The 23,596-nt window shown below is 72.3% G+C and carries 18 protein-coding genes and 1 tRNA gene; 10 read left to right on the plus strand and 9 right to left on the minus strand.

Annotation, left to right across the window (positions count from 1 at the left end; genetic code table 11):
* The first annotated feature begins 324 nt into the window (after positions 1-324).
* The 3 genes from AB0F29_RS01415 (at position 325) to AB0F29_RS01425 (ending at position 3,210) form a co-directional block, all read left to right on the plus strand.
* Positions 325-567 (plus strand): helix-turn-helix domain-containing protein, encoded by a 243-nt coding sequence (locus AB0F29_RS01415; protein WP_361866587.1) that lies wholly within the window; start codon positions 325-327, stop codon positions 565-567.
* Between the two features lie 6 nt (positions 568-573).
* Positions 574-1,368, plus strand: coding sequence for an IS630 family transposase (locus AB0F29_RS01420; protein ID WP_361866589.1), 795 nt, complete (start codon positions 574-576; stop codon positions 1,366-1,368).
* A gap of 624 nt (positions 1,369-1,992) precedes the next feature.
* Entirely contained in the window at positions 1,993-3,210 is a 1,218-nt protein-coding gene (locus tag AB0F29_RS01425) for a site-specific integrase (RefSeq protein WP_361866590.1), read from the plus strand.
* 110 nt (positions 3,211-3,320) lie between these two features.
* Here AB0F29_RS01425 and AB0F29_RS01430 read toward each other — a convergent pair.
* Both AB0F29_RS01430 and AB0F29_RS01435 read right to left on the minus strand, forming a co-directional pair.
* Positions 3,321-3,394 (minus strand) — tRNA-Pro (locus AB0F29_RS01430).
* Between the two features lie 50 nt (positions 3,395-3,444).
* Positions 3,445-6,099, minus strand: a complete 2,655-nt coding sequence (locus tag AB0F29_RS01435; protein WP_361866591.1) for an AAA family ATPase — start codon at positions 6,097-6,099, stop codon at positions 3,445-3,447.
* 110 nt (positions 6,100-6,209) lie between these two features.
* Here AB0F29_RS01435 and AB0F29_RS01440 point away from each other — a divergent pair, with 110 nt between their 5' ends.
* Together AB0F29_RS01440 and AB0F29_RS01445 are read left to right on the plus strand one after the other, a co-directional pair.
* Positions 6,210-6,689 (plus strand): DUF309 domain-containing protein, encoded by a 480-nt coding sequence (locus AB0F29_RS01440; protein ID WP_361866593.1) that lies wholly within the window; start codon positions 6,210-6,212, stop codon positions 6,687-6,689.
* An 87-nt stretch (positions 6,690-6,776) separates the two neighbouring features.
* Positions 6,777-7,274 carry a hypothetical protein gene (locus tag AB0F29_RS01445; RefSeq protein WP_361866595.1) on the plus strand — a complete coding sequence of 166 codons (498 nt, stop codon included), beginning with the start codon at positions 6,777-6,779 and terminating at the stop codon, positions 7,272-7,274.
* Between the two features lie 26 nt (positions 7,275-7,300).
* Here AB0F29_RS01445 and AB0F29_RS01450 read toward each other — a convergent pair whose 3' ends face one another.
* Positions 7,301-8,107: a sulfite exporter TauE/SafE family protein gene (locus AB0F29_RS01450; RefSeq protein ID WP_361866596.1), complete on the minus strand. Its 807-nt coding sequence runs from the start codon at positions 8,105-8,107 to the stop codon at positions 7,301-7,303.
* A 135-nt stretch (positions 8,108-8,242) separates the two neighbouring features.
* On the opposite strand from AB0F29_RS01450, the gene AB0F29_RS01455 reads away from it, so the two are divergent.
* The gene (locus AB0F29_RS01455) at positions 8,243-10,168 is read left to right on the plus strand and encodes a DUF2264 domain-containing protein (protein WP_361866597.1); all 1,926 of its coding nucleotides are present in this window, start codon (positions 8,243-8,245) and stop codon (positions 10,166-10,168) included.
* Between the two features lie 296 nt (positions 10,169-10,464).
* Here the strand turns inward: AB0F29_RS01455 and AB0F29_RS01460 are convergent, their stop codons facing one another.
* Positions 10,465-10,752, minus strand: a complete 288-nt coding sequence (locus AB0F29_RS01460) for a DUF3040 domain-containing protein (protein ID WP_361866599.1) — start codon at positions 10,750-10,752, stop codon at positions 10,465-10,467.
* 345 nt (positions 10,753-11,097) lie between these two features.
* Between AB0F29_RS01460 and AB0F29_RS01465 the strand changes: the two genes are divergently transcribed.
* The 3 genes from AB0F29_RS01465 (at position 11,098) to AB0F29_RS01475 (ending at position 13,727) form a co-directional block, all read left to right on the plus strand.
* Positions 11,098-12,051 carry a HAMP domain-containing sensor histidine kinase gene (locus AB0F29_RS01465; RefSeq protein WP_361866601.1) on the plus strand — a complete coding sequence of 318 codons (954 nt, stop codon included), beginning with the start codon at positions 11,098-11,100 and terminating at the stop codon, positions 12,049-12,051.
* Positions 12,052-12,053: 2 nt separating this feature from the next.
* Positions 12,054-12,746, plus strand: a complete 693-nt coding sequence (locus AB0F29_RS01470) for a response regulator transcription factor (protein ID WP_361866603.1) — start codon at positions 12,054-12,056, stop codon at positions 12,744-12,746.
* 75 nt (positions 12,747-12,821) lie between these two features.
* Complete coding sequence (locus tag AB0F29_RS01475; RefSeq protein WP_361867017.1) at positions 12,822-13,727, plus strand: DUF2510 domain-containing protein; 906 nt, start codon at positions 12,822-12,824, stop codon at positions 13,725-13,727.
* 96 nt (positions 13,728-13,823) lie between these two features.
* On the opposite strand, the gene AB0F29_RS01480 is transcribed toward AB0F29_RS01475, so the two are convergent.
* Positions 13,824-15,890 (minus strand): phosphocholine-specific phospholipase C, encoded by a 2,067-nt coding sequence (locus tag AB0F29_RS01480; RefSeq protein WP_361866604.1) that lies wholly within the window; start codon positions 15,888-15,890, stop codon positions 13,824-13,826.
* A gap of 91 nt (positions 15,891-15,981) precedes the next feature.
* Positions 15,982-16,638, minus strand: coding sequence for an alpha/beta hydrolase (locus AB0F29_RS01485; protein ID WP_361867018.1), 657 nt, complete (start codon positions 16,636-16,638; stop codon positions 15,982-15,984).
* Between the two features lie 73 nt (positions 16,639-16,711).
* Between AB0F29_RS01485 and AB0F29_RS01490 the strand changes: the two genes are divergently transcribed.
* Positions 16,712-17,428, plus strand: coding sequence for a DUF899 domain-containing protein (locus AB0F29_RS01490; protein ID WP_361866605.1), 717 nt, complete (start codon positions 16,712-16,714; stop codon positions 17,426-17,428).
* Between the two features lie 3 nt (positions 17,429-17,431).
* Here AB0F29_RS01490 and AB0F29_RS01495 read toward each other — a convergent pair whose 3' ends face one another.
* The 3 genes from AB0F29_RS01495 to AB0F29_RS01505 are packed head-to-tail and all read right to left on the minus strand — an operon-like array spanning position 17,432 to position 23,594.
* Complete coding sequence (locus AB0F29_RS01495) at positions 17,432-17,743, minus strand: NIPSNAP family protein (RefSeq protein WP_361866607.1); 312 nt, start codon at positions 17,741-17,743, stop codon at positions 17,432-17,434.
* Entirely contained in the window at positions 17,740-19,641 is a 1,902-nt protein-coding gene (locus AB0F29_RS01500) for a hypothetical protein (protein WP_361866609.1), read from the minus strand. The genes AB0F29_RS01495 and AB0F29_RS01500 overlap by 4 nt, the downstream gene beginning before the upstream one ends.
* Entirely contained in the window at positions 19,638-23,594 is a 3,957-nt protein-coding gene (locus AB0F29_RS01505; RefSeq protein WP_361866610.1) for a DUF5682 family protein, read from the minus strand. The genes AB0F29_RS01500 and AB0F29_RS01505 overlap by 4 nt, the downstream gene beginning before the upstream one ends.
* Between the last annotated feature and the right edge of the window lie 2 nt (positions 23,595-23,596).

Raw genomic sequence — 23,596 nt, forward strand, 5'->3', positions numbered from 1 at the left:
GCGCGACGATCTATCTCCCACGGAGCAGGGCGTGCTCCACAGTCGGCGCAGTCAACACCGCGAACTCGCTTGATCCCGCACCTCGCGCACAAGACAAGGTCGTAGGACAAACGGAATCGCAGTTGGTTCTCTGAACTAGCCATGTGCTTCTCCCGGTTCGAGGGTTGGCTGCACTCAGGGAGGCGGCTCCCACGGGCATCATCTCGCGAACGGGAGGGGAGGACAGGAAGATTTTCATGCGCGTAGGTGAGCACGTCCACCAGCTACTGGCAGCAGGCTATTGATCCGAAACGCCTTGGGTTCAGGCTCGTTGATGGTGTGTGAGTGATCTGGTGGGGGGACGCGCGGACCTGGTCGCCGGACGCGCAGGAGGCCGTGCGGTTACTGGCGGTGTCGGCGCTCGTGGAGGGCCGGGACCGGACGGAGGTTGCCGCTCTGTTCAAGGTGTCGGTCAGGGCCGTGGACAACTGGTGGGCGAGGTGGCAGGCCGGCGGGCGGGACGCGCTGCTGTCCCGGTCGCGGGGCCGGCGCGCGGGTGAGCATCAGGTTTTGTCCGAGGTCGAGTAGGCCGCCGTGCGGCAGGCTGTCCTCGATCACACCCCGTCCGGCCTGGGGCTTTCGGGCCAGCTGTGGACGCGGGGGCAGATAGGCCGGCTGATCTTCAAGCTGTACGGAGTCCGCTTCACCGAGCCCGGGGTCGGCAAGTACCTCAAGCGCTGGGGACTGACCTTCCAGCGGCCGGACAAGCGGGCCGTCGAGCAGGATCCGGAAGCGGTCCGGACGTGGCACGAGGAGACCTGGCCGGCGATCCGGGCCCGGGCGAAGGCCGGTGACGGCGAGATCCTGTTCGCCGACCAGGTCGGGATCCGCTCGGACCAGGTCACCGGCCGCACCTGGGGTATGAAGGGGAGGACTCCGGTGGTTCGTCGCACCGGGAACCGGTTCTCCGTGAACGCGATGTCCGCCATCAGCACCGAGGGCCGGATGCACTTCATGGTCTGCACCGAGTCGTTCGACGCGACGGTCATGTGCCGCTTCCTCAACCGCATCGTCGGACACTTCGACCGGAAGGTCCACCTGATCGTCGACCGGCACTCCGCCCACCGCTCGAAGACCGTCCGGGCCTGGCTCGCCGACCACGAGGATCAGATCGAGCTGCACTTCCTGCCCTCGTACTCACCCGAACTGAACCCGGACGAGCTCGTTAACGCCGACCTCAAACGCAGCCTGCCCCACACCCACCGGGCCAGGAACCGGACCGAACTCGCCGCCGAGACCCGCAGGTTCTTCCACCGCCGACAACGCCAACCCCACGTCAGCACCGGCTACTTCAAAGCCCCCCACGTCCGCTACATCCTCGACGAGTGAACCCAATGAGTTTCTGATCAATACTGCGTCATCGGGAACATGAAATCGGCGTATCTCCTGCTACTCCAGTCGCGTATGCGAAGGCTGGCGCATACGACGAATCTCATCGCAAACGGTAGCCACCTCCGGATATCTCGTAGCAGGCGAGGGGAACATAGCCGCACATCGCCGGTTAGCCAAACCGGCGTTTGCGCGGACGATTGTTGTCCACCGTTTACTCCGAGCACCACGCCGGATCGATCCATCTGCGAGCAGCGACACCTGCCGCCGACGGATTTCCCCGGAGTCACTTTGGTGCTCCATACCACCCGGAGATTCAACACACTTGCCCACCGAACCGATAACAGCCTACCCAGACCGCCATCCGCGCACGAATAGTGTGGACGATGCCCCTTTCGTCCAAGATGACAGCAGGTCTTCCCTCCTGGCTAACGCCTGGTATTCGACGAGCGACCTCGCCACCTGCCTGCGTGTAGATTCCTCGACCCTGCGCCGTTGGCGCACCGCTCGGCCTCCCCAGGGCCCGCCGTTCGTCGCCGTTTCGGAACGCGTCATCATGTACAGCGCGCTCGACGTTGAGGAATGGCTGCACAGCCACCGGACCGTCCCGCGCCAAGAAGCCTGATGGCCGAGAAATCCGTTGTACCGGTCGGTGTCCGGCTCACCACCGACATCGAGTACCGGCCTGATCGCCTAACCCCCTACCGTGCGCGAGTCCGCTGGTTCGATCCGGCTACGAAGCGCCGTCTGTCCCTGTCGGCAGGAAAGGCGGACGAGGACGAAGCACAGGAGTGGCTCCAGTCCATTATCGAAGCCGCGGAGGCAGGACTGTCCCCGTCGCTCGCCACCATGAAGCTCGCCGAATACGGTGACGCGAACATGGATCTCGCCCTGCGCGGCCTGGAGTTGAAGACACTCGACCCATATCTCGCGGGCTGGCGTACGCGTGTCGTCCCCGCCCTGGGCCATCTCCCGGTCCGAATGATCACTAACGGCGTTGTCGACCGCACCGTGCAGAACTGGATCGCCGACGAGCACAGCCGCTCAACAGTGAAGAACACCATCGCCGTCCTGGTCCGCGTCATGGAGCAGGCTGTCCGTGACGGCATCATCAAGGTGAACCCCGCTCGGGTCACCGGCTGGCAGAAGCTCTACAAGCAGGCCGAGGACGAGCTCCTCGACCCACGCGCGCTGGCCCTCCCCGACTGGGAGACGCTCATCGCACTGGCCGACGCACTCGTCGCCGCATCCCACGACCAGTACCGGGGGTGGGGAGAGGTGGTCACCTTCGCCGCGTCCACCGCCGCACGAATCGGAGAGATCTCAGGCTGTCGCGTCGGGGACATCGACACGACCCAGTGGATCTGGACCGTGCGGCGCCAGACCACACCCGCGCCCGGCGGACTGACCGACAAGGGCACCAAGGGCAAGCGGGCCCGCAAGGTTCCCATTGTCGAGGAGATTCGCCCTCTCGTCGCCCAGCGCATCCTGTCGGCCGGCCCCGATCCCGACGCCCGACTGTTCACTGGCCCACGAGGCGGACGCATCTCCACCGCCGTCCTGCGCGACGCCACACACTGGGACGACGTGGTCACCAAACTCGGCTACGAACATCTGCGCCGCCATGACCTCCGGCACACCGCACTGACCTGGTTCGCCCACGCCGGGGTCCACGTCCATGTCCTCCGCAGGATCGCCGGCCACGGTTCACTGACCACCACCCAGCGCTACCTGCACCCGGACGTCCACAAGATCACGGCCGCCGGGGCGGCGCTCTCGGCCCACTTCAACGTGCTGCGCGCACCGCGCTCACTGCCGGGCCCAGTCGTCATGACCCGCTGACCCGGTCAGGGACGCCGGACCTCCGGTTGGTCCCCAACTGGTCCCCAAAAATGATCAAGGGCCGGTTTCGGATTGCTCCGAAACCGGCCCTGATCTACGACTGTCTCCAGTCGGGACGACAGGATTTGAACCTGCGACCCCTTGACCCCCAGTCAAGTGCGCTACCAAGCTGCGCCACGTCCCGTCGCGTTTCCCCCGGTTTTCCCCGGTTGACCGCGCAGGACAAACATTACCTCACTCGGAGGACCGTATCGACGCGCGTGCCTGTTGGGCGCGGGCGGCGAGCCCCTCGGCGCCGCAGGCCATCGCCTGCTTCTGGGCGCGGGCGAGCTCCCGGTGCGAACCGATCGCGATTCCGTAGTCGACTCGGGCGAGGGCGTGCTCGTAGGCGGAGGAGGACTTCTCCAGGTGCCCCACCGCCTCGGCGAGCAGCTGCGCGGCCCGCTCCGGGGGTGCGAAGAGGGCGACGCAGCGGAGCGCCTCGCCCATGGCGGTGGGCGTCCCGAACCTTTCGGCGTGCACGCGGTTCCGGGCGGCGAGGTGGGCCGCACGGGCCGGGTCGTCGTCGGCCAGGGCACGCGCCAGGTCTCCGGCCCAGGGAGCCCAGACGCCATTGAAGCGTTCGCGCGACTCCAGAGCGGCGCCCGCCACTTCGAGCTCGGCGATCGCGTCCTCCTTGCGGCCCTCCGCCAGCAGCAGGCGGCCCCGCATGGATGGCCCGTCGGGCAGCACCATGGCGCTGGGGTAGGGCGGGCCGAAGTCGTAGCGGTCGGCGATGCGGCGGGCCTCCTCGGTGCGCCCGCGGGCCAGCAGGGTGTCGATGAGCAGGCAGGCCGCGTCCCAGTGGACGGGGAGTCCGGAACCGACGCGGTCGGCGAGACGGAGCCCCTCGCGCAGGAAGCCCTCAGCCTCGGCGAGGCGGCCGCGACGGCGGTGGACCATGCCGAGCAAGGTGTGCGCGAACGCCAGGTGGGCCCCGCTCCAGCCGGAGATCTCGAAGGCCCGTACCGCCTCGCCGAAGAGGCTCTCGGCGCGGTCCAGCTGGTCGACGAAGGTGTAGGTGATACCGACCATGGTGGGGAGTTCGAAACCCCACTCGGAGTCGGTCCAGCCGAGCCCCCGGGCGGGACTGCCGTCGATCAGGGCGCGTTCGCACAGGTCCACGATGAGCTGGGCGTTCTCACCGCGCACCATGGCGTCGAAAGCCCGGAGCGTGAGCAGCGCCCGCTCCGCGTTGTCGCGGCCCTTGAGGTGGTCGGCGTTGCGGGTGAGCCGCCGGGAGCGGGCGGGTCCGTCGTCCTCGGTGGCCTGCATGCCCTCCCACATGAAGTGCGCTGCCTGCAGCCGCATCAGCCCGGGGCCGGGGGCGGTGCGCGCGGCCTCGGCGGCCAGCGAGAGCGCCGCGTCCTTGAGCTGGTTGTTGTGGGCGAGCGCGGCGGCGAGCCGGAAGGTGGCGTCGACGCGCAGCCCGTCGTCGAGCCCCGGCATGTCCAGGGCGGCACGCAGATGCTGGACCGTGGTGGGCGGGGAGCTCAGCAGCGTCGCGCAGCCCAGCTCGTACAGCAGGACGGCCCGGTCCTTGGGGCGCGGCGGCTCCTCCAGTGCCCGTTCCAGGCAGCGCCGGGCCGCTTCGGGCGCACCGACGGCGAGGTGCTGGCCGGCGGCTTCCCGTAGTTGCGCGACCAGTTCCTGGTCGTCGTCCGGGTGGACCTCCAGCAGGTGCCGGGAGGCCGCGGCGGCGCCGAGGCCGGCCCGGGTGATCGCCCAGGCGGCGCGCCCGTGCATGGCGGTGCGGGTGGCCGGCGGGATCGAGCGGTAGACCGCCGTCGCGATCAGCGGGTGGACGAACTCCAACGGGTCGAAGCCGCTGACGATACGGGCGTCACGCAACCGGGCCGTGCAGTCGGCGGCCTCCGCCGAGCTCATTCCGGCGAGTGTGGCGGCCAGTTCCTGCGAGATGTCGGTACCCAGCACGGCGGCTGCCCAGGCGAACCGGTTGGCGTTCGTGCCGAGCCGTTCCAGGCGGGCGACGAGGCCGCTGCCCCTGGCGGACGCGCCGAGTTCGCGCAGTTCGCCCGCGGATTCCTCCACCGGCGGCAGTTCGCGGTCCTGGACCTTGGCGACCAGTTCGACCGCCTCGTACGGATTGCCTCCGGTGACGGCCCACACCTCGCGGCAGAACGGGTCGTCGGCGTGATCACCGAGGCCCGCGCGGACCAGTACGGCGGTGGCGTCCGGGGTCAGGGCCCGCAGGGCGACCCGGGTCACCGTCCCCTGACCGCCGAAGCCGCGCTCGGCCTCGCGGTCGGCGATGTAGTTGGCGTCGCGCTCGGCCAGCTCCTGCGGGCGGTGGGCCTGCACCACCAGGAGGGGCAGTTCACCGAGACGGGCCGTGAACGAGGCCAGCCAGGCGAGGGATTCACCGTCCGCCCAGTGCGCGTCGTCCACGATGAGCAGTAACGGCCGGTGGCTGAGCCGGGACGCGAGTCGGCCGACGACGAAGTCCAGGCCGTCGCGCACACCCTGCGGATCGGGCTGCGGCCCGCTCGGCTCGGCGAGCCCCAGGGCCGGGGCGGTCGTCTCGTACCAGTCGCCGAACAGGGCGCGGGTCTCGTCGGGCGGGAACTGATCGAGTGCGGGCTGCAACAACTGCCGTACGACGTGGAACGGTACGGAGGTGATGGTCTCGCCTCCCCGGGCGGACCAGACGGTGCAGCGGTCGGCGGCCATCCTCCGGATCTCCGCGAGCAGTGCGGTCTTGCCGATCCCCGCCTCTCCGCTGAATACCAGGAGTCCGCCGACGGCCTGCGCACCACAGAGGGCGTCCACCGCCTCCGCGGCGGCGGCGAGTTCCGGTTCACGCTCGTACAACGGTTGGGACGGCTTCATGCCCACCCTTCCCACAGAGGCAGTCTTCTCGACGGTCGAGCCTAGTCGTGCGCGGGTGCTCGTCGACAGGGTTCGCGCGATTCTCCGCAGGTGCGGGGCACAATCGAGGGGTGAACGAGACGCGCAGAGACCGTGATGCCGAGGGCCGGGCGCGCAACGCGCGCCCCCGTGACGGGCTGGGACGCCCCCTGCCGTACGGCACGCCCGGCGTCGAACGACAGCCGGAGGGGGTCGTCCGCACGCCCTCGGAGACGCTCCGGGAGGCGCAGCGACTGCTGGACGCGGGAATGCCGTTCCACGCGCACGAGGTCTTCGAGGACGCCTGGAAATCGGGTCCGGAGGACGAGCGTGAGCTCTGGCGGGGGCTGGCCCAGCTCGCGGTGGGGCTGACCCATTCCGCGCGGGGCAACACCGCGGGCGGCGCGCGGCTGCTGCGCCGGGGCGCGGGGGCGCTCGCCCCGTTCACCGCGTCCGGGCCGCACGCGATCGCGGTCGCGGGACTGTCCGACTGGGCTCGGCAGTTGGCGGACCGGGTGGAGGCAGGCCCGACGGTTGACGCGGCGGCCGAGGCGCCCCGCCTGCGGAGGTAGCCCGAAGGCCGGGGCCGGGGCGGGGCCAGGAGCGGAAGAACAGGGTCCGCGGGTCCCGGCTCCGTGCAGCTACTACGATCCGGCTCCATGAGCACTTCTGACCAGGACCAGGACCACGACCAGCACCGGGAGCAGCACGCGAAGGACGGGGGCGCCGACTCCCCGATAGCCGACGCCGCCACGGAGACGGAAGCGGCCACGGAGACGGCCACGGCCACGGCCACGGCTACGGCTACGGCTACGGCTACGGCTACGGCTACGGCTACGGTCGGAGTCGACGTTCCCGGTGGTGAGGACCGTGGGGACGGTCAGGACGGTCAGGACGGGAAGAGACTCACCCCGCGCCAGGCCCGGCGGCTGCGGATCGTGCTCTCCTCGGTGGGCATGGCGGCGATGGCCCTCGTGCTCGGGCTGCGCATCGCGAGCCGCTCGTCGGTACTCGTCGTCGGCGTCTACGGGCTCGCGCTCATCCTGTGCGGCGTGGTCATCGAGCTGAGCAGGAACGGACGCACCCGGCTGGCCAGCTGGCTGCTGGGAGCCGGGCTGCTGGCCGCCGTGGGAGCGGACTGGCTGCTGCTCCCCTGAGAAGACGGTCCGGCGGTCCGGCCCCCTCAGATCAGCAGCAGTTGAAGTCCGCCGATCACCGTCGCGCCGATGACGATCCGGTCGAAGACCTTCTGGTTGATCCGGTCGACGCACACCCGGCCCAAGTAGGCGCCGGGCAGGACGAACAGCAGCAGGCAGGCGTCGAGCAGCAGGGAGCGGGCGTCGATCAGGCCGAGGCCCACGCTGAACGGCACCTTGGACACGTTCAGGATCAGGAAGAACCAGGCCGAGGTGCCAAGGAAGCCGAGCTTGCGGAAGCCGGCCGAGAGCAGATAGAGCGACATCACCGGCCCGCCGGCGTTGGCCACCATCGTGGTGAACCCGCCGAGAACCCCGTAGCCGCGCGCGGCGGTCCGACCGGCGCCGGTAGCGGCTTCGTCGGCCGCGGCGGGACCGGTGCTCGCCTCGGTTCCGGTCGCCTGCTCCTCGGTCCCGGTCGTCTTCTCCGCGATCCGGCGGCGCCACAGGGTCACGCCCGTCATGAACAGCAGGATCGCGCCGATGGAGGTACGGACCGCCGCGTCGTCGGCCCACAGGAGGAACAGGGCGCCCGCCACGACGCCCACGGCGACGGCGGGGAACAGCCGGAGCAGGGTGGGCCAGTGCGCGTGACGGCGGTAGACGCGCACGGCGAGGAGATCGCCGACGATGAGGATCGGGAGCAGCACCCCGGTCGATTCGCGGGCCGGGAGAACGGCCGCGAAGACCGCGAGGCTGATCGTATTGGCACCGCTGACAGCTGTCTTGGAGAAGCCGACGAGGGTGGATGCCGCCGCGAGTGCGGCCAGTTGCCAGAGGCTGATGGTGTCCATGTCGGAAAGCATGGTAAGTGCACCGGTTTTCCGGCCGCCGGGCCCTCACCCTCGCCTCTCCATGAGCGTTTGATCGATTTAGACGCTTTTGATTGATCCATTGACCCTCTTCGATCAGTCGCTCAGGATTCCCGTATGACCGTCTCCCTTGGCGCCCTCTTCGAACTCCTCCCGGAAGACCGCGCGTCGAGCCCGTACACCGGATACACCCGCGCCCACTGGGAGGCGGCCGCCGACGGGATGCTGGACGCCGCGTGGAAGTGGGCCACGCCGCGTGGCGCCCGGCTCGACCTGCCCGGTCCCCCATCGCACTCGGGCGTCCGCTCCGACGGGCTGGAGGGGTACGCGCGCACGTTCCTGGCGGCCGGCTTCCGGGTCGCGGGGGCGGGTGGCAAGGACCCGAACGGCTGGCTGGAGCGGTACGCGGACGGGCTCGACGCCGGTACGCGGGCACCGGGCCGGGACGACGCGGAGTCCTGGCCGCTGATCCTGGACCACGATGTGCAGGGGCAGCCCATGGTGGAGTCGGCCTCGGTGGCCCTCGGGCTGCGGCTCACCCGGCCCTGGCTATGGGACCGGCTGACGCCCGATGTGCGGGACCGGGCGGAGCACTGGCTGCGGGGCTCGCTGCGGCACGTTCCGGCGGGCAACAACTGGTATCTCTTCCCGTACACCGTGGCCGGTTTCCTGGAGTCGGTGGGCCGGGGCGACGCGGAGACGGCACGGGCGCGGGAGCGGGCTCTGGAGCTGCTGGAGAGCTGGTACCGGGGCGACGGCTGGTACGCCGACGGAGACGGGCGCGCCTTTGACCACTACAACGGCTGGGCGCTGCACCTGTATCCACTGCTCGACGCCCATCTGTCGGGCGACGCACGGGAGTCGGCGCGGCACGGGGCGCGGTTGCGCGAGCATCTGGAGAGCTTCGCGCTGATGTTCGGCGGCGACGGGGCCCCGCTGTATTTCGGGCGGTCGCTGACCTATCGCTTCGCCGCCGGCGCGGGTGTGGGTCTGGGCGCGGTGACCGGGCACACACCACTCGCGCCGGGGGCGTCCCGGCGGGTGGTCAGTGGGGCGCTGCGGTACTTCCTGGAGCGCGGCGCGGTCGACGGGAGCGGGCTGTTGAGCCTCGGCTGGCACGGCCCGCACGCGGCGACGCTGCAGACCTACTCCGGCCCCGCGTCACCTTATTGGGCGTCGAAGGCGTTCGTGTCCCTGTTGGCTCCCGCCGAGCATCCATTCTGGTCGTCGCCCGAGGAGGCGGCCCCGAGCGAGGGGCCCGACCGGGTGCTGTCCGTGCCCGCGGCGGGCTTTCTGGTGCAGTCGACGCGGGCGGACGGCGTGGTGCGGCTGCACAACCACGGCAGCGACCAGGTCCGCCCGGACGAGGGCGAGTCCGCGGCCGACGAGAACCCGCACTACGCGCGGCTCGCGTACTCCACCGTGACCGGGCCCACCTCGGCGGCGAACACCGCGGACAACCATCTGTCGTTGACGGTCGGCGGGGCGCGCAGCGCACGGCGGCGCATCCATCCGCTCGGGTCCGGGCACGGCGACGGCTGGGGCTGGGCGGCCTCCTGGCACCTGCCGGTGTTTCCGGCGGGCCCGTCCACCGTCCCCGGGCTGCGAGTGGAGAGCGCGATCGTGGCGCGGGGCTGCCATGAGCTGCGGGTGCACCGGGTGCTGGGCGCGCCGGACGGGGCGCGGGCCGAGCTGACGGGCTGGGCCACCGACCCCGGCGGCACGGTGCGCTCACGGTTGTGGGGGCTGCACGGCTGGGAGGCTCCCGAGAACGTACGGGTCCCGCAGGGGACGGCGTTCACCCGTTGGGCGACCGTGCCCCGGCTCGCCGCCGAGGTGACCGGCACGGTGGTCCTGGCCGCCCTGGCCTCCCTCACCGCCGGCCCGGAAGCCGACCCGGAGCCCGCCGAAGTGGTGGGCCAGGTATGGGTGACCGGTGACACGGTCGAGGTGCGCTGGGCGCAGGACGGGGCCCGGACGCGGGTCACGTTCGGCGGTGCGGTGGTGACGGTGGATCACGCGCCGGAGGGCACCGCCGCCTGAGGCCTCGCGCGGCGGGCACCGACGCCTGAAGCCTCGCGTTCGGATCAGGCCGGATCGGCAGTCAGACCTGAACCAGTGGTCGGGCCTCATCATGTTGATCCGGTCTCGGGCTTATGGTCCGACCTCACCTCACGTACAGCGCTCCTCCCTCTCCGTACGCGCGAAGGCCCCTGGAACCCAAGCAGAGGTCCCGTACGCGAAGGCCCCGCCCGGAGGTCCGGACGCGGCCTCGACGCCGGCCGGCAGGGGTCGGCGGGGGCGGTGCGTGCGGGCACCGCCGGGACGAGGGGCGCGGGTCAGCGGGCGCTGGGGATGTCCCGCCCGTGCAGACGTCCGCGCTGCGGGTCGAAGAGCTGCGCCGCCGCTCCGGAGACGACCAGGCCGGCGGCGATCAGAAGACCGTGGCCCACGGCGATACCGGTGCCCAGTGCGGCGAGCCCGACGACGAGCCACGCCCAGGCGTTGCGGCGGCGGTACTCGCGCGGGGGGCGCGGGATCCCGCCGGACATCGCCTCGACGAACCCGGGATCGTCGTGACGCAGCTGCTCTTCCAGGTCACGCAGCCGCCGGTCGTACGTGGGCATGGTGGCTCCCTCCCGGTACGGAAAACCTCTCGGCTCCTGTTGCTCCGGACCCCGCGGTGCGGCACGGGGCAGGGCCCCCTGGGGCCCTGGCCTCATGGGGCCCTGGCCTCATGGGGCCCTGGCCTCATGGGGCCCTGGCCTCATGGGGCCCTGGCCTCATGGTCGTCGGGGGAGGCCTCCGGGGACCATCGGGGACAGCACCCATTTCCGGGGGTGCGCACCATGCAGACCGGGCGCGCGCGGGGTGCCGGGGCCGGGCGGCGACGGCCGCGCACCCGCGCGGCGGCGATAGTGGAGGCTGTCAGCGCGCCCGTACGACCCGACCTCCGAAGGAGCCGTTCGACCTTGTCCCTGTTCTGGCGGATCTTCCTGCTCAACGCCGCCGTGCTGGTGGCGGCCGGCGCCCTGCTGCTGCTCGGGCCGATCACCATCTCCACCCCGGTCCTGCTGACCGAGGCCATGATCCTGACCGGCGGCATCGCCTTCATGCTCGCGGCCAACGCCGCCCTGCTCCGGCTCGGCCTCTTCCCGCTCCAGCGCGTCACCCGCGCGATGACGACCACCGATCTGCTGCGTCCGAGCCCGCGGCCCGAGGTCGCGGGTCACGGTGAGATCGCCGCGCTGATCGAGACGTTCAACACGATGCTGGACCGGCTGGAGGCCGAGCGGGCCACCAGCAGTGCCCGCGCGCTCTCCGCGCAGGAGGCCGAGCGCCGCCGTGTGGCGCAGGAGCTGCACGACGAGGTCGGGCAGACGCTGACCGCGGTTCTGCTGGAGCTGAAGCGGGTCGCCGACCACGCCCCGGAGCCGCTGCGCGGGGAGTTGCGCCAGGTCCAGGAGATCACCCGGGGGTCGCTCGACGAGATCCGCCGGATCGCACGCCGCCTGCGGCCCGGCGTGCTGGAGGAACTGGGCCTGGTGAGCGCGCTGACGGCGCTGATCACGGAGACCCCGACGCCGGACGGGCTGACGATCCGCCGCCGGATGGGCAAGGACCTGCCCGAGTTGGGCGCCGAGGCCGAACTGGTCGTCTACCGGATCGCGCAGGAAGCCCTCACCAACACCGTCCGGCATGCCCGCGCCACCCGGCTCGACCTGTCGCTGCGGCGCAGCCCCGGCGGAGTGGAGCTGCGCATCCGCGACGACGGCCGCGGCCTCGGGAACGCCCCGGAGGGGGCGGGCCTGCGCGGTATGCGCGAACGCGCTCTGCTGATCGGCGCGGAGGTCTTCCTCGGTTCCGGCCCTCGGGGCGGCACCGAAGTACGTCTCGATGTACCCGTCCGGAACGGAAGCAAGTGACCATGCCCACCTCACCGTCCATCGCCACACCTTCCAGGGGCGCGACCGCTCCGACCCGCATCCTGCTGGCGGACGACCACGCACTCGTGCGCCGCGGCGTCCGGCTGATCCTCGACGGCGAACCGGACCTGACGGTCGTCGCCGAGGCGGGCGACGGCGCCGAGGCCATCGATATGGCCCGCGCCGAACGGCCCGACCTGGTCATCCTGGATATCGCGATGCCCCGCCTGACCGGCCTCCAGGCGGCGCGTGAGCTGTCCCGGGTCATGCCCGGTGTGCGGATCCTGATGCTCACGATGTACGACAACGAGCAGTACTTCTTCGAGGCGCTGAAGGCGGGGGCGGCCGGGTACGTCCTCAAGTCGGTCGCGGACCGGGACCTGGTGGAGGCCTGCCGGGCGGCGATGCGCGACGAGCCGTTCCTCTACCCGGGCGCGGTGACCGCACTCATCCGCAACTTCCTCGACCGGGCCAGGGACGGCGAGGACCTGCCGGCGCGGGCCATCACGGAGCGCGAGGAGGAGATCCTCAAGCTGGTCGCCGAGGGCCACTCCTCCAAGGAGATCGCCGACCTGCTCGTCATCAGTGTCAAGACCGTGGAGCGGCACCGCGCCAACCTGCTCCAGAAGCTCGGTCTGCGCGACCGCCTGGAGCTCACCCGCTACGCGATCCGCGCCGGGCTGATCGAACCCTGACCCGCGGGATCGAGGGCGGCGCGGGCAGTTCATGTGATTCTCACCCGGTCCGCATAGGGTGCCCCCGTGACCCAGATGACCCCGCCCGGCTGGCATCCAGACCCCGGGCACTCAGGCAATGGCCCCGCTCAGGAACGCTGGTGGGACGGAGCGCAGTGGACCGGCCATGTCCGCGCGTCGCCCGGCGCGGCGCGCCGTCGCGGGATCCGCATCGGTGTCGGTGTGACGGTGGGCGCGGTGGTGCTCGCCGCCATCGGGGGCGGTGTGTATCTGCTCGGCGAGGACAGCGGCGGCAGGCCGGACACGGTGGCCTCCTCGCCGTCCCCCGTCCCCGATCCGCCGGGCGCACCGGACGGCGGCGAGAAGGACGGCCAGGAGGGCGACGGGGGGAACGGCGGGGAGAACGGAGACGGTCAGGGACCCGGCGACCGGCTCCCGCCGGCCGAGCCGGGCTTCGCCACGGACCTGGCCGCGGGGATCAGCCTTCCGGTGCCCAAGGGCTGGAAGGGAACCTCCGGGGCGGTCGGCGCCGGGCTGACGACGGGTGAGCACGCGTGTCCCGGCGACACCGCCGAGACCTGTGTGCGCGGTGGGGTGTTCTCCGCCCCGGCGGCTGCCATGAAGCTCACCGCGGGGACGCCCGAGGAGGCGGCCAAGAAGGACATCGTCCTCAACGCGCAGGAGTCCTACGGCGGTAAGAGCTACGGGAAGATCTCCTCGCACGAGGAGCTGAAGTCCGAGGCCGTCACGGTGGCGGGAGGCAAGGGCTACGTCGTGCGCTGGAAGGTGGTGACGGAGAAGGGCGACGACGGCTACGTGGAGTCGCTGGTGTTCCCCTCCCCCACGTCCAAGGACATGCTCGTCGTGGTCCGGTCCGGGTTCGACGTCAACAAGGACGCGCCGAAGCTTTCCGTCCTGGACGACATCACCCGCGGGATCAAGGCCGCGTCCGGTGCCGGAGGAGGAGGCGGAGCCGTCTGAACGGCCCCGCTCGGCGTCGTGTGACCGGCGGGGCCCGGACCGGGTACGCGGATACGGTCCGGGCCCCGCCGTTTCGCTGTGGGGTGGTCCGTCCCGTCAGACCGTGGCCGTTGCCGGGTCACTGACCCCGTCGGCCCCCGTCTCGACATGACCGGCGAAGCGGCGCAGGAAGACCGGGTCGCCCTCGGCCGTGACGGACACGTCGTACCAGCGCTTTCCCGCCCTCAGGTCCATGGTGCGCGACACGGTGGCGCCGGGCCGGACGGTGACCGACCGCTCCGCTCCCCCGTAGGCGTCGGCGTTGGAGAGCGTGAGGCGGACCTCGGTGTCGCCGGGGTTGGTGAGGGTCAGGTCGAGGTTGCCGCTCCCGTCGTTGTGGCGGGCGGCGACCTCGGGGCCGACGGTGGAACCCGGGCTCCTGAACGTACGGAGGAAACCGTTGGGGCCATGGACCGTGAGGTCGTGGGTACCGCCGGAGTAGGCGGAGTTCCAGGCGTCCGACACCGTCCGGCCGGCCTCGGCGGTATACGTCCACGGGGCGTCGGTCCGGTTCCCGGAGGTGACGTAGAACTGCGCGCCGGCCGCCGTGCCCGGGCTGAAGGTGAGCGCGATCTTCCCGGTGCCCGCGTCGACGGCGCCGTCGACGTACGGGGCGTACGGGAGCGGCCGGGCGGGCCGGCTGCCCGGCTCCTGCTGCGGCAGTGCTCCGACGGCGGGCGGGGTGGGCCGGTAGTCGGGGTGACGTTCGCGGTCCGGGGGCTCGTAGGCGGAGGTGTCCGGCAGGTCGCCGGGGGCGGGCCCGGTGCGGGCGAAGTCGAAGGCGGAGGTCAGGTCGCCGCAGACGGCACGCCGCCACGGTGAGATGTTCGGCTCGCGCACGCCGAAGCGCTGCTCCATGAACCGCAGCACCGAGGTGTGGTCGAAGGTCTCGGAGCAGACGTAGCCGCCGGTGCTCCAGGGCGAGACGACCAGCATCGGGACGCGCGGCCCGAGGCCGTAGACACCGGGGCCGTACGAGGCGCCGCCCGCGTACACCTCGGTCGAGGTGTCGGCCGTGGACAGGCCCCGGTCGGCGGAGGTCGGCGGATAGGGCGGCACGACGTGGTCGAAGAAGCCGTCGTTCTCGTCGTAGGTGATGAACAGGGCTGTCCGGCTCCACACCCCGGGGTCGGACGTCAGCGCGTCCAGCAGCCGCGCGATGTACCAGGCGCCGTAGTTGGAGGGGAAGTTGGAGTGCTCGGTGAAGGCCTCCGGGGCGGCGACCCAGGAGATCTGCGGCAGTGTTCCGGCCCGGACGTCGGCGGCGATGCCGTCGAAGTAGCCGTCGCCGCCGGCCACGTCCGTGCCGGTGCGCGCCTTGTCGTACAGCGGGTTCCCGGGCCGGGCGTCGCGGTACCTGTCGAAGTAGAGCAGCGAGTTGTCGCCGTAGTTGCCCCGGTAGGCGTCGTCGATCCAGCCCCAGCCACCGGGTCCGTCCAGGCCGTCGCCGATGTCCTGGTAGATCTTCCAGGAGATTCCGGCCTCTTCCAGCCGTTCGGGGTACGTCGTCCAGCCGTAGCCGCGCTCCTCGTTGCCGAGGACGGGTCCGCCACCGGTGCCGTCGTTGCCGGTGTGCCCCGACCAGAGGTAGTAGCGGTTGGGGTCGGTGGCCCCGATGAACGAGCAGTGGTAGGCGTCGCACACGGTGAACCGGTCGGCGAGCGCGTAGTGGAACGGGATGTCGTCCCGGGTCAGATGCGCCATCGTCGTCGGCGTCTTGGCCGGGATCCAGCGGTCGTACCGCCCGTCGTTGTACGCCCGGTGGCCGCCCGCCCAGTCGTGGTTGAGGCCCTGGAGGAACTGCATCCCCAAGTCGTCGGCGGTCGGGTGGAACGGCAGGGTCTCCTTGCCCGTCGCGTCGGCCTGATGCCAGACGGACTTGCCGCTCGGCAGCGTCACGGGCCGCGGATCCCCGAACCCCCGCACGCCTTTCAACGCCCCGAAGTAGTGGTCGAAGGAACGGTTCTCCTGCATCAGGACGACGATGTGTTCGACATCCTGGAGCGTCCCGGAGGCCCGGTGGGCGGGGATGGCGGCGGCGCGGTCGATGCTGCCCGACAGTGCGGCGAACCCTGCCGTCGCACCGGCTATCCGGAAGAAGCGGCGCCGATTCATATCAGCCATGAGTGAGGGGCCTCTTGGAGTGTGGGGGAACAGAAGCGAACAGGATGTTCCAAGAGAATCGAACAGAAAGGAAGGGGTCGTGACGGACCGGTTAACGCCGTATGAGTTCCTCCAGGAGTTCGGCGAGGAGACCGGGGTGCCCCACGAACGGGGAGTGGCCCGTCCGCCACTCACGTACCTCCGTGCACCGTGCGGCCATCCTCCGTTGCAGAACAGGGTCGATGACCCGGTCCTGGCCGCAGACGACGTAGGTGGAGGGCGTGTCCTTCCAGCTGTGGTGGAGCGGGACTCCTCGTCCGCAGCCGGGGGCTTGCGGACGGAGCAGGCCGGCCGCCCAGGCGGCCAGGGGTTCGGAGCAGCCGTTGTAGAGAACCTCGGTGGCCAACTCGGGACGCAGGCTGGTCGATCCGTCGGGCTCGGGATTGATCGCCTCCTGGAGCCGCGGCGACGCCCCGCCCAGGGTGGCCGCGCTTTCGCCGGTGTCCGGCACGAAGGCTGCCAGATAGACCAGCTGTCCCGCTCCGCGCACCCCGGTGATCACCGACCCGCCGTAGGAGTGGCCGAGCACGACGGGAGGCTCCGCCCATGCGTCGACGGCGGCCTGGACCGCCGCGGTGTCGGCGGCCAGCGAGCCTCGGTGGAGCTCGGGCACGACGACCTCGATTCCCGCGGTCCGCAGGCGTTCCGCCACCCTGCCGAAGTGCTCGGGACAGTGGTACAGGCCATGAACCAGCAGTACGACAGGCAGAGCGTCCGCCTCCTCACGTAACGTTCCGACAGGTGGAACAGGTGGAAACGCACGACGACAGCGAGGACCGATAATGAACCGTCCGGCGATTGTGTCGAGAGAAGAATGGTTGGCGGCCCGAAAGGAACTGCTGGCGCGGGAGAAGCAGTTCGACCGGGAACGGGACGCGCTCAGCGCACAGCGCCGGGCCCTGCCCATGGTCGAGGTCACCGAACCGTACGTCTTCGACGGTCCGGACGGCACGGCAAGCCTCGTCGACCTGTTCGACGGTCGCAGCCAGCTCATCGTCTACCACTTCATGCTGGCACCCGACTGGGAGGCCGGCTGCACCGGGTGCTCGCTCCTCGCCGACAACATCGGCCACTTGGCGCATGTGCACGCGGCCCGGACATCGTTCGCCGCGGTCTCGCGCGCGCCTCTCGCGAGGATCACGAAGTTCCGTGAACGCATGGAGTGGACCTTTCCCTGGTTTTCCTCCCACGGCACGTCGTTCAACTACGATTTCCACGTCACCATGGATGAATCCGTGACGCCCGTTCTCTTCAACTTCCGCACGAAGGAAGAGCTGCGGGAGGCCGGAGTCGGGTCCTGGGCCCTGAGCGGCGAGCAGCACGGGCTCAGCGTCTTCCTCCGCGAGGGCGACCGGGTGTTTCACACCTACTCGACGTACTCGCGTGGCACCGATCTCCTCAACGGCACCTTCAACTACCTGGACCTGACCCCCCTCGGGCGCCAGGAGGAGGCCGGGATCATGGACTGGGTCCGACACCACGACGACTACGGCGGGTAGCCGTCAGGCGAGGTCGTCGAGCGGCCGGAGGAAGCGGCGTTCGTACCGCTTGATGCAGCGGGTGTCACGGGCCAGCCGAAACGCCTCCTGGCACTCCGGGTCGGACATGCTGTCCGTACGGTACTGCTCGTAGGCGGCAAGGCCGGGAAAGGAGAAGAGGGCGTAGGCGATGTCGCTGTCGCCCTCACTCGGCAGGAAGTAGCCGTGGTGCGTTCCGCCGAAACGGTTGACGAGGCGGACCCAGCGGCGACCGTACTCCTCGAAGTCCTCGAGCTTGTCCGCGTCGATCTCGTACTTCAGATGAATGGTGATCATGCCTGCATGATGCCGTGTGCCGGTTCGGACCTCGTGAGCGGGGACGTCGGAGTGGGCAACGCCTGGGCAAGGCCCTCCTGCGCCGGTTCCCAGGCCGCCGAGCACAGGGACTCGGCCACGGCGGCCGTGTAGCGGGCGGCGGCCAGCCAGTGGGAGGCGAAGCCGTCCGTGTCGGCGGGGAGGAGGCGGCCGAACAGATCGCGGTCGCGTTGGGCCGCCGATGCGCACAGGGCGGTGAGGAGTCCGGCGGCCGTGGGGAGACCCGCGCGGCGGATCCGGCGGGTCTCGGCGGTGACGTCGCCGAGCAGGCCGAGGGCTGCACGGCCCGCCGGGACCGTCTGTTCCACCCGGCGCTCCAGGAGGTACAGCGGCGCATGCGCGCCGGAGTCTCCGGGCCGGGGCGGGGCGGGGTGCACGGGGGCGTTCGGGTCCGGGAGGTCGGCCCGGCGCAGACGGTCGAAGCCGAGGTCGATCGTGCCCTCGCCGGAGGGATGCGAGCAGGCGAGAAGGGTGAGCCGGGGGTGGGGGGCGGGCACCAGACGGCCGATGATCCGCAGCCGCGTCCCCGGTGCCGCGGCCAGCAGCATCACGTTGTCGCGATGGGCCAGCGCGGGGTCGTCGTCGGCGACGGCGAGCCGGACGAGAACGCCGCCCTCGCACCGCGCGAGCAGGCAGGAGCCGCCCGACTCCCGTACCGCACCGAGGAGTTCGACGTCCAGGAAGAGCAGGTCGCTGCCGCCGCCCTCCGGGTCCGCGTAGCGGGCGGTGGACCGCAGGGCGTGGGCGGCCTGTTCGGACGGCGGCGTCTCCCACAGGGCGGCGAGCGGCGGTTCCGTCCATGCCGCACCCCGGGCGGTCACGGCCTTGACGCCCTTCCCGGCCCCCAGTCTGCCGTCCGGCGACACCGTCGCCCCGGAGACCGCCAGGCCGGCCCGGCCCAGCTCCCGGTGGGTGAGCGCGCTGTCCCCCAGGCGCACGGCCCGGTCGGCCACGCCCAGGGCGCGTCCGACGCCGCCGGGCGCCACGTCGCCGACCGTGAAGAGGCGGCCGTCGGATGCGGCGACCCAGGTGCGGACGCCGCCGTGCCCCGAGTCGGTGACGACGGGTTCGGTGAACAGGCCGTACAGGCGCAGCGAGCCGTCCGGGCTGTACGGGCGGCGGGCCCGGCCTCGGACGGCGGCCAGCTCCGTCCCGGACGTCGTCCCCACCCGGTGCGCGGTCCCGAGGAGTTCGGCCAGGGCCGTGACGAGGTCGGCCGTGCGGTAGGACGGGTCACCTGCGCGGGCCGCTCGCAGCAGGGTGACGACGGACAGCGCGGCGGCCGCGGCACGGGGAAGCTGCCGGAGCCGGGCGGTGTGCGCGGCGCGGAGAAGGGCCGACTGGGTGACGGCGCCGGCCCCGTCGACGCCGGCCTCCAGCACGGCGGCGCCCGCCGACCACAGGGCGCCTGCGGCGGCGCGCTGGGCCGGGCTCGCCACCTCGGGCGGGGAGTCGGGAGCGGAAGCGGGGGCCGGGTCCGTCACGGAGCCGGGTGCACGGGCCGGGTCCGCTGCCGAGCCGGGTTCGGGGGCCTCCGCGGTGGGCCGGTCGACGGGCTCGGGCGGCAGGGCCGCCGCGGGGGCGGCGCAGGCGGCGGCCGCGCGGTGGACGCATGCGGGGGCGAGGAGGCAGCCGCAGGTGATGGCGTCGGTCGTCGCCACCACGCCGCCCGGGGCGTGCAGGCGCAACTCGGTCTCGTCGTCGACCTCGATCGTCACCGTGTCCCCGTCGCGGCGCTTCGGGCGGGCGTCGATCTTCGTGACCGCCGCGTCCAGCCGCTTGCGCAGCCGGGGCGAGAGGTCCTCCACGAGCGTGGCCGTGACCTCCGGTGCGACGGGTGGCAACCGGTCGTCGTTCATGCGGTCTTCTCCCCTATCCAGCGGGCCAGTTCGAGTGGGCTGAGGGCCGCCACGGGCATGCCGGCGGCCACGAGCTGCCCGGCGACGCCCGTCGAGTAACGGGGCCGGCCGGCGTCGTCGAGGCTCGCGCACCCGAGGACGTGGCAGCCGGTGGTCACCAGGGCCCGCACCTCGGCCAGCAGTCCGGCGAGGGGCGCGCCCTCCTCGAAGTCGCTGATGACGACGGTGAGGGTGCGGCTGGGCACCTCGATCAGGCTGCGGGCGTGCCGCAGCCCGGCGGCGATGTGCGTGCCCCCGCCCACGCTCACCTCCAGCAGGAGGGAGAGGGGATCGTGCACATGGCCGGTGAGGTCGACGACCTCCGTGGAGAAGGCCAGGAAATGGGTGCTCAACGTCGGCACCCCGGCGAGCACCGAGGCGGTCAGCGCGGACCAGATCGTGGAGGACTCCATGGATCCGGAGACATCGGTGACCAGGATCAGCCGCCAGTCGGCGGACCGGCGGGCACGGCTGCGGAACACGGGATTCTCCGGGATCACCTGGATCGTTCCGTCGGCCGTGCGGCGGGCGGTGGCCAGGTTGGCCCGCAGCGTGCGCGGCAGGTCCAGCCTGCCGCCCGGGCGGCGGGTGGGCCTGGCCGACATCGTGCCGGTGAGGGCGGGGCGCAGCCGGGTGGCGAGCTGCCGGGTCAGTTCGTCGACCAGGTGGCGGACCAGGGGCCGGAGCGCCGCGAGGCGGGCTTCGGGGAGCCCGCCGGCGTACCGCAGGATCGTCCGGAGCAGTTCCACGGAGGGGGTGGCGGCCGCCGGGTCGAGTTCGGCGAGGACGTCCTGCCGCCCTGTCACGGCCGCGGCGGCGAGGACCTCCTCGCGGACGCCGGGGCCGAACAGCGCGGCCAGTTCCTCGGACCACTCGCGGACGCCGGGGAACGACGGCTCCCGGCCACCGCGCGGTCCGGAGCCGCCGTGACCGGGCAGGCCGCCGCGGGATCCCTCGCCGTGCCCCGCGCCGTACAACTCGTCCAGAGCGGTCGCCAGGCGGGCGGCGCCGGACGGCAGTTGATCGGTGCGCCGGCCGAGCACGAGCCGCCAGCGGTCGGCGGGCGCGAGGGTCCGCGCGGGGGCGGCCTCGGTGGAACCCGTGGAACCCGTGGGAGGTACGGGGGCGGCCTCGGCGTCGGGTGTGGGGGCGAGGGCGGCCTCGGTCGTGGGCGTGGGCGCCGTGGCGGCCTCGGCGTCGGGTGTGGCGGTGGGCTCGGTGCCGGGTGTGGCGGTGGGACTCGTTGTGGTGGGGCTCGTTGTGGTGGGGCTCGTTGTGGTGGGGCGGCCGGACTGCGGTGGGACCGGGAGCCGGTCGTCCCGCGCGGGTGGCGGGACGGGCAGGCCGAGGCCGGTCAGGAGTTCGCGGGCCGCGAGGTCGGCTGTCGTCCGGCGGGCCAGCTCGATCGGGTCGTCCGCGTCGAGGGTGTCCACCCGTTCACCGAGCCGCTCCTCGACCGTGTCCAGCAGCCGGTCCCGGGCCGCCGGGCTCAGGGTGTCGAAGCCACCGCGCAGGGCCGGTAGCCGCGCCAGGAACGCGGTGTCGTCCAGCTCGACGACCCGGTGCAGCAACGGGTCCAGGGCGCCGACGCCGACAGTCAGCAGCGGGCCCGCCACCGTCAGGACGCCGGTGAGGCGGGCGGTGAGCGCGACCCTGGAGGCGCTGCCCACGGCTCCGTCCACCCAGGAGGCGACGCGCCCCCCGAAGGACTCGGCCTCCTCGTGGCCCGTGAGCACCCTGACCGCTCCGGCGGCCGCGGCGATCAACGGGGTGCCGTCGGCGGCCAGCCGGGCGAGGGCGCCGGTGAGCCGGATGCCGCCCACCCGGTCGGCCCGCTGGGCCAGTTCGAGCAGCGCCCGCGCGTCCTCGGGGTCCTCGGAACCGGTCAGACCGTCGACCTGGCGTACCGCGGCCGAGGTCAGCAGTTCGGCCGCGTGCGCGGTACGGGCGGCACGGGCGCTGGTGTCCGGCGCCGTGGAACCGTCGGGCGAGGCAAGTCCGGGCAGGTGGCCGGCGCCCACACGATCCAGCAGGTCGAGCCCGGCGAGGAGTTCGGGAAGGGTCCCGCTCGCGGGGAGTACGGCGGCGAGTTCCGTCAGCCGTTCGTCGGCCAGGGCGGGGAGTCCGCACGCGGCGGACTCCCCGAGGCCGCCGACGACCTGGGCGGCCGTTGGACCGCCCTCCGCGCGCTCTGCCGCGTGCCGCTGCCGCAGCACGCCCTCGGCCGCCTGGGCCGGGGTGACGCCGCGGGCCCCGGCAGCCGTGAGCATCGCGGCCGTCGCCGGGGTCCACCGCACCTGCCAACGCGTCGTCAGTCCTTCACCGCCCGCCGCACCTGCCACCCCCTGCTCCTGCGCGTAGGGGATGCCGCACACCGTCAGCCTGCGCAGCAGCAGTTCGCGGCGTCGGTCCAGGGTGGAGCGCGCCGGGTCCAGCCGGAGGTCGCGCGGTGTCTTCTCGTGTGCGTCCTCCGGCCCGGGAAGCGCGAGCGCCGCGGTCTCGGCCTCGACGGCGGGGCCCAGTCCGCTGCGCGGCGCGGCGGGCGCGGGGCGTCCGGTGCGGGCTCCGACCAGTACGCGTTCGAGGGCTCCGGCGACGGCGCGGCCCGTGCCGTAGGTCTCTCCGCGCCCGAGCACCGTCTGTACGGCTTCGAGGAGTTCACCGCGGCCGGGGGCGGGCAGGCCGCGCAGGCGGGCCAGGTCACCGGCCACCCGGACGACCTCGCGGCCGTCCGCCGGGCCGTAGGGGTGGCCCTGTTCGCGGAGGGCGGCGCAGACGCGGACCGCGGTGCGGATCAGCGCCTCGTGCAGCGCCGCCGGGTCCCCGGCGGCGTCCAGGACGGTGTGCTGCCACTCCGGGTCCCGGATGCCGGCCGGGTAGCCGGAGCGTGAGTCGAGCAGTGGGTACGTGTACGGGACCAGGGAGACCGTGCAACCGGTCGTCGTCCCGGCGGTGCCGTGCAGGTGGCCGTCCGCACCCTCCGCACCCGGCTCGGCGGCCTGGTTCGGCGTTTCCGTGCCTGCCGCCGCTTCCGGCGTTGTTGGTTCTGCCGGCGCTGCCACCGGTCCAGGCGTTGCAGATGCTTCCGGTTCTTCCGGCGCTTCCAACGCTTCCGACGAGTGCGGCGCGCGGTCCCCCACGGCGGACGTCAGCAGCGCCGGGGTGTGGAAGGCTCCCACCACCACTGCGGGCCGCCGCCCGCTCGCCAGGGCCTCGGTGACATGTCGGCGCATGCACGCCTCGCGCACCAGGTCCGTGCCGTGCACACCGCCCCGCGCTTCGGCCTCGTAGCGCAGTGCCCAGCCGGTGAGCAGGGCGGCGCGGCGGAGCGCCTCGGGTGTCGAACCGGGCGCGAGGGCCTCCACCAGCCGGTCCCACAGGTCGTCGCCCTCGCGGCCGGTGAGCCGGGACCGGAGCGCGGCGGACAGCCCGCGCCCCTCCTCCGGTGCCGGTGCGGAGTCGGCGCCGGGGACCGGGGCGGGGCTGTCGGGGCCGCCCCCGGCCCACGCCCGGTCGGCCAGCGGCAGATCGCAGGCCACGGCCGGGACCCCGTTTCTCGCCGCCCAGCGCAGGGCGACCAGCTCCGGCGAGAAGTCGGCGAACGGGTAGAAGGCCGGCCCCCGTTCGCCTGCCGGGCCGCCGCCGGGCCCGTCCGCGGGCACGGCGGCCAGCGCGACCGGCGCCTCGGTCTCCTCGTGGGCGAGCCAGCCCAGCCACGGTTGGAACTCGGCGGGAAGTTCGACGAGGAGAACGTCGGGGGCCGCCGCGTCCAGCAGCGCCGGGAGGGCGGCCGCCAGCGAGGGCGCGTGGTGGCGCACCCCGATCAGGAACGGCTGCCCCGGGCCGGTCGCCGCGAGGGCCGCCACCGCGGCCTCCGAGGTGGACCGCGCCCCGGGGATGGTCGACTCGCTCATCC

It is taken from the genome of Streptomyces sp. NPDC026589 (assembly GCF_040638385.1).
Classification (GTDB): domain Bacteria; phylum Actinomycetota; class Actinomycetes; order Streptomycetales; family Streptomycetaceae; genus Streptomyces.

Bases quoted from the DNA above. Each gene is read 5' to 3' on its own strand.
- AB0F29_RS01475 (WP_361867017.1), top strand. From the start codon at position 12,822: ATGACCCCGCCCGGCTGGCATCCAGACCCCGGGCACTCAGGCAATGGC.
- AB0F29_RS01450 (WP_361866596.1), bottom strand. From the start codon at position 8,107: ATGGACACCATCAGCCTCTGGCAACTGGCCGCACTCGCGGCGGCATCC.
- AB0F29_RS01480 (WP_361866604.1), bottom strand. From the start codon at position 15,890: ATGGCTGATATGAATCGGCGCCGCTTCTTCCGGATAGCCGGTGCGACG.
- AB0F29_RS01495 (WP_361866607.1), bottom strand. From the start codon at position 17,743: ATGATCACCATTCATCTGAAGTACGAGATCGACGCGGACAAGCTCGAG.
- AB0F29_RS01425 (WP_361866590.1), top strand. From the start codon at position 1,993: ATGGCCGAGAAATCCGTTGTACCGGTCGGTGTCCGGCTCACCACCGAC.
- AB0F29_RS01455 (WP_361866597.1), top strand. From the start codon at position 8,243: ATGACCGTCTCCCTTGGCGCCCTCTTCGAACTCCTCCCGGAAGACCGC.
- AB0F29_RS01505 (WP_361866610.1), bottom strand. From the start codon at position 23,594: ATGAGCGAGTCGACCATCCCCGGGGCGCGGTCCACCTCGGAGGCCGCG.
- AB0F29_RS01445 (WP_361866595.1), top strand. From the start codon at position 6,777: ATGAGCACTTCTGACCAGGACCAGGACCACGACCAGCACCGGGAGCAG.
- AB0F29_RS01460 (WP_361866599.1), bottom strand. From the start codon at position 10,752: ATGCCCACGTACGACCGGCGGCTGCGTGACCTGGAAGAGCAGCTGCGT.
- AB0F29_RS01500 (WP_361866609.1), bottom strand. From the start codon at position 19,641: ATGAACGACGACCGGTTGCCACCCGTCGCACCGGAGGTCACGGCCACG.
- AB0F29_RS01470 (WP_361866603.1), top strand. From the start codon at position 12,054: ATGCCCACCTCACCGTCCATCGCCACACCTTCCAGGGGCGCGACCGCT.
- AB0F29_RS01490 (WP_361866605.1), top strand. From the start codon at position 16,712: ATGAACCGTCCGGCGATTGTGTCGAGAGAAGAATGGTTGGCGGCCCGA.
- AB0F29_RS01435 (WP_361866591.1), bottom strand. From the start codon at position 6,099: ATGAAGCCGTCCCAACCGTTGTACGAGCGTGAACCGGAACTCGCCGCC.